At 60.4% G+C, this 12,064-nt stretch carries 11 protein-coding genes; 7 read left to right on the forward strand and 4 right to left on the reverse strand.

What is annotated here, in order from left to right:
* Positions 1-2 precede the first annotated feature (2 nt).
* The 4 genes from AC58NV_RS05795 to AC58NV_RS05810 all read left to right on the forward strand — a co-directional run bounded on the left by AC58NV_RS05795 (position 3) and on the right by AC58NV_RS05810 (position 4,304).
* On the forward strand, positions 3-1,196 hold the full coding sequence (locus AC58NV_RS05795) for a DegT/DnrJ/EryC1/StrS family aminotransferase (protein ID WP_497226267.1): 1,194 nt from the start codon (positions 3-5) through the stop codon (positions 1,194-1,196).
* Positions 1,193-1,894, forward strand: coding sequence for a cysteate racemase (gene cuyB, locus AC58NV_RS05800; protein ID WP_497226268.1), 702 nt, complete (start codon positions 1,193-1,195; stop codon positions 1,892-1,894). Before AC58NV_RS05795 ends, cuyB begins: the two co-directional genes overlap by 4 nt.
* 4 nt (positions 1,895-1,898) lie before the next feature.
* On the forward strand, positions 1,899-3,164 hold the full coding sequence (gene hisD / locus AC58NV_RS05805) for a histidinol dehydrogenase (RefSeq protein ID WP_497226400.1): 1,266 nt from the start codon (positions 1,899-1,901) through the stop codon (positions 3,162-3,164).
* A gap of 183 nt (positions 3,165-3,347) precedes the next feature.
* A complete protein-coding gene (locus AC58NV_RS05810) occupies positions 3,348-4,304 on the forward strand; it encodes a YeiH family protein (protein WP_497226269.1) in 957 nt (318 codons plus the stop codon).
* Between the two features lie 497 nt (positions 4,305-4,801).
* Here the strand turns inward: AC58NV_RS05810 and AC58NV_RS05815 are convergent, their stop codons facing one another.
* The 4 genes from AC58NV_RS05815 to AC58NV_RS05830 form a co-directional block, all read right to left on the reverse strand.
* Positions 4,802-5,278, reverse strand: coding sequence for a hypothetical protein (locus AC58NV_RS05815; RefSeq protein WP_497226270.1), 477 nt, complete (start codon positions 5,276-5,278; stop codon positions 4,802-4,804).
* A 169-nt stretch (positions 5,279-5,447) separates the two neighbouring features.
* On the reverse strand, positions 5,448-6,704 hold the full coding sequence (locus AC58NV_RS05820; protein WP_497226271.1) for an O-antigen ligase domain-containing protein: 1,257 nt from the start codon (positions 6,702-6,704) through the stop codon (positions 5,448-5,450).
* On the reverse strand, positions 6,701-8,143 hold the full coding sequence (locus tag AC58NV_RS05825) for a GumC domain-containing protein (RefSeq protein WP_497226272.1): 1,443 nt from the start codon (positions 8,141-8,143) through the stop codon (positions 6,701-6,703). Before AC58NV_RS05825 ends, AC58NV_RS05820 begins: the two co-directional genes overlap by 4 nt.
* A 132-nt stretch (positions 8,144-8,275) precedes the next feature.
* Entirely contained in the window at positions 8,276-8,890 is a 615-nt protein-coding gene (locus tag AC58NV_RS05830) for a response regulator (protein WP_497226273.1), read from the reverse strand.
* A 247-nt stretch (positions 8,891-9,137) separates the two neighbouring features.
* Between AC58NV_RS05830 and AC58NV_RS05835 the strand changes: the two genes are divergently transcribed.
* From AC58NV_RS05835 to AC58NV_RS05845, 3 genes are all read left to right on the forward strand, one after another.
* Complete coding sequence (locus AC58NV_RS05835; RefSeq protein ID WP_497226274.1) at positions 9,138-10,529, forward strand: WecB/TagA/CpsF family glycosyltransferase; 1,392 nt, start codon at positions 9,138-9,140, stop codon at positions 10,527-10,529.
* Between the two features lie 23 nt (positions 10,530-10,552).
* Positions 10,553-11,440: a UTP--glucose-1-phosphate uridylyltransferase gene (locus tag AC58NV_RS05840; RefSeq protein WP_497226275.1), complete on the forward strand. Its 888-nt coding sequence runs from the start codon at positions 10,553-10,555 to the stop codon at positions 11,438-11,440.
* 102 nt (positions 11,441-11,542) lie between these two features.
* Positions 11,543-12,049 (forward strand): putative pterin-binding protein, encoded by a 507-nt coding sequence (locus AC58NV_RS05845; RefSeq protein WP_497226276.1) that lies wholly within the window; start codon positions 11,543-11,545, stop codon positions 12,047-12,049.
* The last annotated feature ends 15 nt before the right edge of the window (positions 12,050-12,064 follow it).

Below are 12,064 nucleotides of genomic sequence, written 5' to 3' on the forward strand. Positions count from 1 at the left end.
TCGTGGCCCGCAAGTTCACCGGAGCTTTTACGCAGCAGGCAGCTTTGCCTGCCGAGGCGATGCAGGCCGCGATGTCCGTACTGGAAAGCGGTCGGCTGCACCGCTACAATCTGTTGCCGGGTGAAACCGGCGACGTGGCGGCACTGGAGGCCGAATACCGCGACTGGCAAGGCAGCTCCTTTTGCCTTGCGGTCACCTCGGGCGGGCAGGCCTTGCAGATCGCCATGCGCGCCTGCGGCGTTGAACCGGGTGATGTTATTCTGACCAATGCCTTCACGCTGGCCCCGGTGCCGGGTGCCATCGCCGCTGTCAGCGGCCGCGCCGCACTCGTGGAAATCACCGAAAACCTGCGCCTGGACCTCGGAGACCTTGAACGAAAGATTGCCCGGACCAGTGCGCGTTTTCTATTGCTGTCCCATATGCGCGGTCACCTGTGCGACATGGAAGCTCTCATGCGCATCTGCGACAGTGCCGGGGTCACGGTGATCGAAGATTGTGCCCACACGATGGGGGCGCGCTGGAACGGGAAACGGTCGGGGAACTTCGGGAAGGTCGCTTGTTTCTCGACACAGACATACAAGCACATAAACTCGGGCGAAGGCGGGTTTCTGACCACTGATGACGCCGGGATCGCCGCTCGTGCGACGATCTTGTCGGGCAGTTACATGCTGTATGAGCGTCACGGCGCAGGTCCTGTACCTGAGGCATTTGCTGAAGCCCGCTATCAGATGCCAAACTGTTCCGCCCGGATGGATGCCCTTCGCGCGGCTATTCTGCGCCCGCAACTGGCCCGGATCGAAGAAAGCATAGGCGCCTGGAAAGCGCTCTATGCCGCTACCGATCAAGGTCTTGCTGTATCAGACCGGATCAAAACCATTGCGCGCCCCGCTGCGGAAAAACCGGTCGGGTCGTCAATCCAGTTCCGCCTGCCCGGTTTCGCCGCTGCGCAATGCCAGGCCTTGCTGGCCTCTGCAGCAAAGCGCGGTGTAGAGTTGAAGTGGTTTGGAGGATCTGAGCCTGTTGGCTTCACTTCGGCCCACCAAAGCTGGCGCTATTTGGACGCCCAGCCCTTACCGCGCACCGACAGTGTGCTGGCCACGCTGTTTGATATGCGCTTGCCATTGACCTTCAGCACAGCTGACTGCGCCTTCATTTCTGAGCTGATCTGCGAAGCGGTGGATGAGGTAGCGTCATGACGCACCGTGTCGTTGGAATCTTAGGCGGCATGGGGCCGGAAGCCACAATTCTTCTGCAACAGCGACTGCTGAAGAAAGTCGATGCGCGCGATGACGCGGACCACCTGCCGCTGTTGATTGACATGAACCCGCAGGTTCCCTCGCGGATTGCGCATCTGATTGAGAAACGAGGTGAAAGCCCCGGCCCTGTTCTGGCCGAAATGGCTCGAAGGCTGGAAGATGCAGGAGCTACCGCACTGGCCATGCCCTGCAACACGGCCCATCACTATGTGCCTTACATTTCCATAAAGACGACCGTGCCCTTGCTCAATATGGTGACACTTTCTGTCGGCGCCGCCGCACGCCGCCTAAATCCAGGGAGCAAGATCGGTATCCTGGCCTCTCCCGCCGTCTATCTCTCGCGTGTTTTTGACGATGCGTTGAAAACCGGCAAATTTTCAGCGCTATGGCCAGAGGATATTGATAGGATGCTGACTGCCATCAAGCTGATCAAGGCGGCAGGCCCGGCGCCGGAAGCGCGGAGCATTCTGGAGGACGCGGCAGCCGAACTGACCCGGAAAGGCGCGGACATGCTGTTCATCGCCTGTTCCGAATTTTCCCTGATGTCTCATGATGTGATCGCGGAAGTGCCTGTCATCGACACTGTCGATGTTCTGGCCTCTGCAATCCACAGCCACATCACCAACGAAGCGAGCTGATCCAATGGCAATCACCTACCTGAAAAAGGCCGCTCCGCGGCCCGAGGCGGAAAACAGCGACATTCGAGACCTTGTCTCTGTCATGCTAGCCAACATCGAACGTGAGGGCGAAGAGGCCGTTCGGCGCTATGCAGAAAAATTGGACGGCTGGACTGGCGACATCGTGCTGTCCGAAGCAAACCGGGCGGCCGCCTGTGCTCGCGTTCCGCAGGAGCTGAAGGACGATATTCAGTTCGCGCATGCCAATATCCGCCGTTTTGCTGAAGCCCAAAAAGCGACGATTGCGGAGTGCGAGATTGAAGTCATTCCGGGCCTTATCGCAGGCCAGAAGCAGATACCGGTCTCCAGCGCAGGCTGTTATGTGCCCGGCGGCCGCTACAGCCATATTGCCAGCGCCCTGATGACGATCACCACCGCCAAAGTAGCCGGTGTCAAACATATCACAGCAGTTTCGCCGACCCGGCCGGAAACCGGCATACCGGATGCGATCATCTATGCGATGGATCTGTGCGGCGCGGATCTAATTCTCAACCTGGGCGGGGTACAGGCCATTGCCGCCATGGCCCAAGGTCTTTTTGGGGCAAAACCCGCCGATATTCTGGTCGGCCCGGGCAACTCCTATGTCGCCGAGGCCAAGCGGATGCTGTTTGGAGAAGTGGGGATCGACATGTTCGCCGGGCCGACGGACTCGCTCGTCATTGCCGACCATACCGCTGAGGTTGAAACGGTTGCCTGGGATCTGGTCAGCCAGGCGGAACACGGTGCCGACAGCCCCGTCTGGCTGGTCACAACCTGCCGGAACCTGGCCGAAGGTGTCATGGCCCGGGCGGAGGGCCTGATCAGCCAGCTGCCGGAGCCCAACCAGTCGGCCGCGCGCCAGGCCTGGGCAGATCGCGCCGAGGTCATCCTTTGCGACAGCCGTGAAGAAGCAGCCCAAGTCAGTGACCGCTACGCTCCCGAGCACCTGCAGGTCCAAGCCGAAGGTCTCGATTGGTGGCTGGACCGTCTGTCCGCCTATGGCTCGCTGTTCCTGGGTAAAGAAACCACGGTGTCCTTCGGTGACAAGACCTCCGGTCCGAACCATGTCCTGCCCACCAGTGGCGCGGCACGCTATACTGGCGGATTGTCGGTGCACAAGTTTACCAAGACCGTCACCTGGCAGCGCAGTAATGCAGCAGCGTCTCATGAACTGGCGCTGCGCACAGCGCGGATCAGCCGGATGGAAGGCATGGAGGGTCATGCCCGGGCGGCGGAACTGCGTCTGAGCTAACACCCTCGCGCACCTTTCAGGCCAGCGAATCTTGAAAACGGGGACGTCACTCTGAAACGACGTTCCTGAACAGTCCTTCATTGCCCCCATGAAACCGGAAAAACGAATAGATACCAGACGGTTATTCAATTTGGAAGTATCGATCCGGTACAGGTCCTACGGTCCCGCGCGCGGGGTGGTCTGGTGTCTATTGCCGTGGCCGTCGCCGTGCAGTTTGTTTCGGAACACTATGGCGCGCCTGCAATGCTGATGGCACTGCTCCTCGGCATCGCGCTGCAGTTTCTCAGCGCGGAAGAGACCTGTCGCGCAGGCATCGAATTCACCGCGCGCAGCGTATTGCGTTTTGGCGTAGCGCTTCTGGGCGCGCGGATCAGCCTTGGGTTGTTGGCCGGGCTGGGGCTGGGCCTGATCGCAATCCTTGTGACTGGCGTGCTGCTGACAATAGGCTTCGGCCTTTTGGCCGCTCGCTTCTTAGGGCGAGAGTGGCGCTTTGGCCTTCTAACGGGGGGGGAGGCGGTGGCGATTTGCGGCGCCTCCGCGGCTATGGCAATCTCGGCTGTTCTGCCTAGGAACGAACATTCCGAGCAGAACCTGATCTTCACGGTGCTGAGCGTCACTATGCTGTCGACCGCCGCGATGATCCTCTATCCGATCCTTGGCGATACCTTCGCGTTTGACGATGTAACGATCGGAGTGTTCCTTGGTGGCACGATCCACGATGTCGCCCAAGTGGTCGGGGCCGGGTTTTCCGTGTCAGAGGAGGCCGGGGAGGTCGCCACACTGGTCAAGCTGTTCCGCATTGCGATGCTGGCCCCGACCGTTCTCGCGATTTCCCTGCTGATGCGGGGCACCTTCGGAGCGTCCGGCGAAAACAACCACCCGCCGGTTCTCCCCCTGTTCGTGATCGGCTTTCTGGGGTTTGCCACACTAAATTCGTTCGGGTTTATCCCGGCGCCTGTCGTCGGCGTGCTGAGCGAAGCGAGCCGGTGGGCGCTGCTGATCTCGATCGCAGCGGTCGGCATGAAAATATCGCTCAAACGCATTCTGGAAGTCGGCGGCTCGGCTATCACCCTGGTTGTGGCGGAAACTGTCTTCATCGCGGGCTTTGTGTTACTGGGGATCACGCTTCTTCACTCCTAGATCCAGTAACATCCACCGGAATGCCGCAGCCAGTCAGCGTTTCGGGCAACTGGCTGTCTCCCGTTGCGGGATCTATGTCCCTGCTGCGACCTGCTTGCGCTTTTGCTCGTCACCAAGCGCTGTTCTAAATCTCTCCTGTCGCCGCGCTCCAATGTCTTGCGCGGATTGTTCAGCACCGCTTCCGACCATGCGTAGATCAACGGCTTGCCCACATTTACGCCATTCTGATTCTACCCAGGGTCCCCTGATCGGCCCAGGGTTTCAAGCACCCACTCAATTAAACCCAGTGCGGGCTTAAGGGTATTTCAATAAGCTGCCCTCAAACCATTCTCATCGTCCGAAAGCCTGCCACGTCTATCCATACCTACAGCAATCTTAAATTTCTCAAGCTGCACGTTTTAGGTTTTCTTCCAGAAGCGGCTATTGGTGCAGCCGCAGCGAAAGTTAACTAAGTCCGGCACCTTTCGGACTCAAACACCGTGCAGCGAAAGGACGGTTCAAAACTCGGCGGGATCGATACGGCTGAACGGCTGGTTCGACGAAACTCGCTGCATTGCCGAAAACTCGTCGCCGCGCGTGCAAATGCTATCTGCGCAAGCGAAAGCGGAAGGAGTAAAAGTCCGCAAAGTCCGGCGACCTGTGAATTCAGGTGACAGATCTCGCTGCAGCATGCTTGAACGGCTGGTTTTCACGCCGCTCAGCGGCGCCCAAAATGGTGCAGTCGCGGCGATTTTGCTGCTGCGAGCGCGCGCAGCGAAAAAATCCAAGGTACAAGTTGGGCTCGAAGGATGAGTTCGCCGCGCCCCGGGCGAACGGTCGGTCCAGAGTGATCCGCCCTTGGCTGCGTCGAACATGAACTGACGCAACGCCGGACTTTGCTGCCATTGCCCTTCCAGGTGTTTGCTGACGCAGCATTCTATTGCAGATGCGGCACGCTCATCGCTGCGATGCAGCCGAGTCGCCAGACCGGTCATTCAATGCCAGTCTGAGGCGCGAAATTCGAACCGCCCTTTCGCTGCAACCACGACCGACTAACGAGGAGCGGACAAAACCGGTCTTTCGCCGCAGACGCACAATCGATGCTGCAGTTGCAACGGAATCAGCAGGTCGGGCGAATTCTTCCGGCAGGAAACCGTAACTGTCCTAAGCCGCCCCAGCTTCGCGAAGATGCACGCCCAGTAGGATCAGGCCTGGCCAAAGCATATAGGCTTCGATTTCAATATTCTCCCCGAAAGAGAGCAGCAGCATTGTCATGAGTATTCCCAGCGGCAGGCGGCCTCGCGTGTGTTTTGCTGCATCCGCCATGACAAATCCGATGTGCCAGACCAGCGGCACCAAAAGAGCGGCAAAGCCTGCGGCCCCCTTGACGAACAGCAGCCCGTACCAGGTGTGATGGCTGCCGATGGGCATGTATTCCACAGCATGGGACCCGGGTTGGACCGTGCCGTGGCCGAACCAGAAGGCTTCGGTCTGCCAGCGCTCGCTGGCGATCCGCTGCAGTGTTTCACGGACGCGGGTGCTGTCCGCCCGGGCGCCCTTGAACGCGGCCACCGCATCTGCGGCAAGTGCCGCCAAAGTTCCGCCGGTGATTGCCAATGAGGCAGTCAGCCCTGCCGTTACATGCCAGGCCCAGCCGCGCAGGATCAGGGGCATCATGCGCGGCGCAACGGTGCAGGCCACCAGCCCCACCAGACCCATTCGAGACTTTGACGCCAAAATCATCAGGACCCCAGCGGCCACACCGACCAGCATCCACTTTCGGTTTTTTTCATCCAGCGCAAACAGCACCATGATGACGCCCAGCAGGGCTGCAAAGGGGGACCAGGGGGCGTAGAATTGCCAGCGCGGTGTCCAGCTGGCTGGATCATAGGTGAACAGGTAGACGCTGAAATACTCCGGACCCGGCCCGCCAACTACCTTCAGCGGTGACGTGAAGATACGTTCTGGAAGGCCAAGGTAGGGCGCTGCCAGCAGAACCGGTGCCAGCGCCAGCGTCCATGCCCCGATCACGCATTGCCCGCGGATCAGGACCTCGCGGCGGATCGGCAGCACCGCGCCAACCAGCGGGAACAGCGCCAGCAGCGCCCAGCCCTTGGCCCAGCCGATCGAGGACTTGATTGTCTTCTTAAGGCCGAGCCCCCAGTCGAGATGCCCGATCCACAAAGCAATTAGCATGATGGCCATGCCGATGAACCAGGCCCAGATCAGCACCGGAACCGGACCGGCTGCACGCAGGTCGGGCCGGAACGCCGGGCCAAGGTAGAGTGCCAGCACAGCCAGCGCGCCGAGAATCCAGGCGAGAACAGGACCGACGACGTAAAGCGCACCAACAGCGTAAAAGGGCCAGGTCAGCACCATGGAGCGGTAGATTATCCGCTCTGCCGGGTTTTGCGGTGTCATGCTTCGGCCCTGGGTGCGGTGAGAAGGCGGCCGATGACCGCGGATCTGATCCAGCCCAGCATCAGCGCGATCAGCAGCATGAAGGTGGCCGCGGCCCCCGCGGCAAAGGCGAGCTTCCGGTCTGGCGAAGAAGGGCGCTCCGGAAGGGACGGGTTTTCAAGCACCTGAACCAGCGGGTAGGAAGCATAAACGTCCGATTTCGTCGATTGGGCACGGGCGATGGCAGAAGCAAACACCGCTTCTGCGACGGAAAAGTCGCGCTGCAGATCTTTCAGCCGCGCTGCGCTGGCAGACAGCTGCTGCAGCCGGGTCCGCTCCGATACCAGCCGCTGCGCGAGGGTCTGATGCTGCCGGGCCGTTCCCATACGTTCAGCATCCATCCGCACAAGCTGAGCCAGCAACTCTGCCCGCGCTCCATTCGGGGCCAAATCAAGCCTCTTCAGCTCATCAATTTGGATACCTGTCACTGCCGCTGCCTGCTGGCCTGCACTGTGTTCCGCCGCAGCCTGAGCGGCACGGGCGGCTTGCACCTTGGGGTGCCCTTCGCCGTAAGACGCACGGGCTTCGGCCAGTTTTGCAGCATGGATGGCGCTTTCTTCTTTCAGAGCGAGGAAGTCTGCATCAGCAAAGAGCTTCAAGGTTGCGGCCGCAGCGGAGGCGTGGATGCCCAAGGTTTGCTCAAGCGCGGCAACGCTTTGTGTTTTTTCGTCAAGAATACCGGCAATGTCCTCAACCCGGCCTTCCAGTTCGCGGGTGTCTTCGACCATTGCATCGAACTCCTCGCCAGACAGCAATCCGGAGGACTTCTGAAGTTTGCCGATGTCAGAGCGTGTGACCGCTACAGAACGCTGGTAATCACCAATCGCGGCCAGACCGCTGTCCTCGCGGGTGGCTTGCTCATCCTTACGCAGCGCGTCCAGTTCTTCGAAGAAGGCCTGCAGCAGGGCATTGCCGCGCTGCTGGGCGCTTTCTGCGCTGGAACCCGTCATTTCGATGTGAATGAGGCTGGTCTGGTCCACCAGCCGGATCCGCGGTTTGCCGAATTCACGGCGGGTCAGTCCCATAGCGCCGGCAGCCGCGGTAAGGATACGGTCGGCACCGATCAAGCGCTTGTAGGTTTCGGTCGGGCTGACGGAGTTGCTGGCAAAGGCGGAATTGGCATAGGAGGACGCCTGACCGATGCCATTGAGGTTCATCGAGGCCGAGGCACCTGACCCCGGCAGGATGAGCGAGGCATGCGATTTGAAGGCAAGCGGTGCGGTTTGCAAATATCCGTTGATCGGCACCCAGATCAGTGCCAGCCCAAGTAGCAAGAATGCCAGGTAGCGGCGGATGCGGCTGGTGTCGCCCAAGCGCCCGCCGACGATGATGCGGCGGAGTGATATCTGGTGCCAAAGCCGCCGCGGAGCATCAAATTTTCCGGCAAGTTTTTGCAGCATGTCAGTCTCCTTCAACCAGAGACTATCCCGGCTACCTGCCCGCTACGCCTGCGCGCAAGGTTATCCCGATGCGCATCCGTATTCGCGTCTATCCAAAGGAGTAGGTTTCTATACTGCGCGCCCCGCAGGCAGTCAGAATAGGCCGGCCTCGCGTGCGGCCAGTGCTGCCTGAGTGCGGTTTGCCACTTCCAGCTTTCGGTACAGCGTTTTCATGTGCAGCTTCACGGTCGGTTCGGTAATGTCCAGATCGCGGGCGATTTCCTTGTTGGACTTGCCCTCGGTCAGGCCTTTCAGAACCTGAAGCTCGCGCGGCGAGAGTTTTTCCGCCAGCGGGTGGTCCGTTTCCGGATTTGCGGCTGTCATGAAATCAATGGGTGCATACTGCTCTCCCATCGCCATGAACTTGACTGCATTGATCATTGACTTTGCCGGCAGGGTCTTTGGCACAAACCCGGCGGCGCCGGCCTCCAGCGCCTGTTCAGCGATCTGGCGGGTGGCAGCACCCGACATCAGGGCAACCCGCTGTCCGTTTCTCATGGCCATCGCTTGCTTGAGGCCGGCCAGCCCGTTCATGCCGGGCATATTCAGATCCAGCAGGATGAGATCAAAGGGATCTTCGGTCTCAATCAGCTTGCAGGCCTGTTCCAGATCCGCCGCGGTGCTGGTCTTGATGGAACCGTGGCCTTCCAGGAACAAAACAAGCGTGTCACGCAGCAGGTCGTGGTCGTCGGCAATCAGTACTCTCATAACATGCTCCTTGATCCCGTCCTTTACACGTAACGCGTGAATGCGGCGCTTGCACGGCAAAAGTCGTGCGTATTCGCCGCAGCTTGCAAAGCATTTGGATAGTTTCTGATCCGGGCGGATAGGTTCGCACGCCGCAAGGCAAGCCAGGGATGCCAACGGACCCGCGACCTGTCCTCCCGCTCCGTTGAGAGGAGCGGCCGCCTGCAGCAGCCTGAGAGCAACCAATGACAGCTCAAGGACTTAGCAGATGACACTTGCATATTCCTCTTCCAGTTTCGGTGCTGCGCCTGCGGTCAAAGCCGACCGTCTGAACACGGCTTACCTGCCTGCGCTGGACCTCCATCTGGTTGACAGCAGCGCTGGTCAGGCGGTTGCCAAGCTGCTGTCGCCTGGCCGCCGGCGCGTTTTCTTCATGAACGCGCATTGCTGCAATATCCGCCGCCGCGACCCGCATTATGCCCAAGCCGTCGCCAGTGCGGATATCCTTCTGCCTGATGGCATCGGAGTTGAACTGGCGGCAAAGTTCACCGGTCATTCTCTGACGGCCAATTTGAACGGTACCGATTTTGTGCCGCAGCTGTTGCAGCGTGCGGCCAGCATGGGCAAATCGGTCTACCTGTTCGGCGGGCGGCCGGGAGTTGCTGATGCAGCCGCGGCACGGCTGGTCTATGATATTCCCGGCCTGCGCATTGCTGGCACCCGCGACGGGTATTCGGGAGCACAGGACACCAGGGCCGTTGTCGCGGATATCAACGAAAGCGGTGCCGGCATCGTGCTGGTCGCGCTTGGCGTGCCAATGCAGGAGCTTTGGCTGCACCGCAATGCAGATGACCTGAAGGCCGACCTCACCCTTGGGGTAGGCGCGCTGTTCGATTTTCTGTCCGGCTCGGTTGCACGAGCGCCGGAACTGGTCAGGGCGGCAAGGATGGAGTGGATTTGGCGGCTGGCGATGGAGCCGCGCCGGATGGCACGCCGCTACCTGACCGGTAACGTCAGCTTCCTGACCCATGCCGGGCTGGCAGCGCTGCGGCAGAAGCGCCTCGCCGACGTCCAGCAGCGCGCACTTGATATCACAGTTGCACTTTCGGCGCTGTTGCTGCTGTCACCATTGCTGCTGCTAGTAGCGCTTGCAGTAAGGGCAGATAGCAAGGGGGAGGCGATTTTCAAACAGACGCGTGTCGGGCTGAACGGCAAGACCTTTTCCATGTACAAGTTCCGCTCGATGACGGCAGATGCGGAAACCCGGCGGGCGGAGATCCTGAACGTCTCAGACCGGGACGGACTCTGCTTCAAGTCGCGCCATGATCCGCGGATCACCCGTATAGGCCGCTGGCTGCGCCGGACCTCCACTGATGAACTGCCGCAATTGTTCAATGTGCTGCGAGGGGATATGTCTATCGTCGGCCCCCGCCCGGCACTGCCGTGCGAGGTTGCAGATTACCCGCCCCGGGCGCTTGGCCGCCTGCAGGTCAAACCGGGCATCACCGGTGTCTGGCAGGTATCCGGCCGTGCCTCTGTCGGCTTCAAGGAAATGATCGAGATGGACCTCAGCTACATTCAGGCGCGCTCGCTCAAGCTGAACCTCCAGCTCATCCTCAGAACCTTTGGCGCGGTGATTTCCGGCCGCGGCGCTTACTGACCCCTCACTTCAGGAGATATACAATGACACATATTCGCAAAGCTGTTTTTCCGGTTGCCGGCATGGGGACCCGTTTTCTGCCCGCCACCAAATCGATCCCCAAGGAGATGTTGCCGCTGGTGGACCGCCCGCTGATCCAATACGCGGTGGACGAGGCGCGGGAGGCGGGGATCGAGGAGTTCATCTTTGTCACTGCCGCAGGCAAGGGAGCATTGGAGGACTACTTCGACACTGCCGCGGCGCTGGAGAACACATTGGAAATGCGCGGCAAAACAGCGGCTTTGGAAGCCATCGCACGGACCCGGATGCCGGAAGGCGCCCTGTCCTTTGTGCGCCAAAGCAAGCCGCTGGGCCTGGGCCACGCTGTGGGATTGGCAGCCCGCCTGGTTGGTGATGAACCCTTTGCCGTGCTATTGCCGGATGATGTGATCCGGGCGCCGCGCGGGGCGCTGCGCCAGATGGTGGAGGCGCATGCGGTGAGCCGCGGCCACATGGTGGCTACCATGAAAGTCGCGCGTGAGCAGACCTCCTCCTATGGCATCCTGGATGTTGCGCGGGAGGCCGGAAAACTCGCACTCGCCCGCGGGATGGTTGAAAAGCCGGATCCAGCGCAGGCACCATCAACACATGCTGTCGTTGGCCGCTATATTCTGGAACCTTCGATTTTTGAGGCTCTAGGCGCCATTTGCCCGGGCGCAGGCGGAGAGCTGCAACTGACGGACGCCATCAACGCGGACCTTCCCTCAGCAGGTGTAACCGGGTTCCGGTTTGACGGCGAACGGTTCGACTGCGGCAGTGTGCAAGGGTTTGTGCAGGCGACGGCAGCCTTTGCGCTGGACCGGCCGGAACTGGCCCATGAACTGTCCGGCTTTCTTGCCGGGCGTGTTGCCCCGGTTCCGCAGGCCGCATGATTGCGGAACCTATTCGAAAGGATAGGCGGGTATCCGTCTAACCTTTTGGCGCCCGCGCCACGCCGTGCCATATCTGGGTCAAACAGTAAAGGAGGCCGCGCAATGCTTTTTAAAGCGCTTGAGATAATTGCAATTTCCGTGTTCGCCGCGCAACCGCTGGCAGCCGCGAGCCTTGACCAGCCAGCCGGTGAGGTGGTGCTGACTGTGTCTGGCGCCGTGAACGCGGACATCGCCGGAGGAGCAGCGCAATTCGATCTGGCCATGCTGGAAGGGCTGGGTGCCGTGGAGTTTGAAACCTCGACAATCTGGACGCAGGGCGTGCAGCATTTTGAAGGCGTGCCGCTGGACCAGTTGGTTGACCGTCTGGACATCACCGGAACCACGCTGCGGGCCACCGCCATCAATGACTATGCGGTGGACATCCCGCTGTCGGATGCTGTCGAGGGCGGCCCGATCATTGCCTACAAGCTCAATGGGGAGGAAATGTCGGTGCGTGACAAGGGGCCGCTCTGGATTGTTTACCCTTATGACAGCAAAACGGAATATCAATCAGAGGTGGTTTATTCCCGCAGCATCTGGCAGCTCGACCGCATCGAAGTGATTGAGTAGAGAACCGCCCGAAAG

Source organism: Leisingera sp. ANG49 (assembly GCF_059694505.1).

Excerpts from the sequence above, each read along its gene's own strand:
- AC58NV_RS05840 (WP_497226275.1), top strand. The coding sequence starts at position 10,553 with ATGACACATATTCGCAAAGCTGTTTTTCCGGTTGCCGGCATGGGGACC.
- AC58NV_RS05825 (WP_497226272.1), bottom strand. The coding sequence starts at position 8,143 with ATGCTGCAAAAACTTGCCGGAAAATTTGATGCTCCGCGGCGGCTTTGG.
- AC58NV_RS05815 (WP_497226270.1), bottom strand. The coding sequence starts at position 5,278 with ATGACCGGTCTGGCGACTCGGCTGCATCGCAGCGATGAGCGTGCCGCA.
- AC58NV_RS05845 (WP_497226276.1), top strand. The coding sequence starts at position 11,543 with ATGCTTTTTAAAGCGCTTGAGATAATTGCAATTTCCGTGTTCGCCGCG.
- AC58NV_RS05835 (WP_497226274.1), top strand. The coding sequence starts at position 9,138 with ATGACACTTGCATATTCCTCTTCCAGTTTCGGTGCTGCGCCTGCGGTC.
- hisD (WP_497226400.1), top strand. The coding sequence starts at position 1,899 with ATGGCAATCACCTACCTGAAAAAGGCCGCTCCGCGGCCCGAGGCGGAA.
- AC58NV_RS05820 (WP_497226271.1), bottom strand. The coding sequence starts at position 6,704 with ATGACACCGCAAAACCCGGCAGAGCGGATAATCTACCGCTCCATGGTG.
- AC58NV_RS05830 (WP_497226273.1), bottom strand. The coding sequence starts at position 8,890 with ATGAGAGTACTGATTGCCGACGACCACGACCTGCTGCGTGACACGCTT.
- cuyB (WP_497226268.1), top strand. The coding sequence starts at position 1,193 with ATGACGCACCGTGTCGTTGGAATCTTAGGCGGCATGGGGCCGGAAGCC.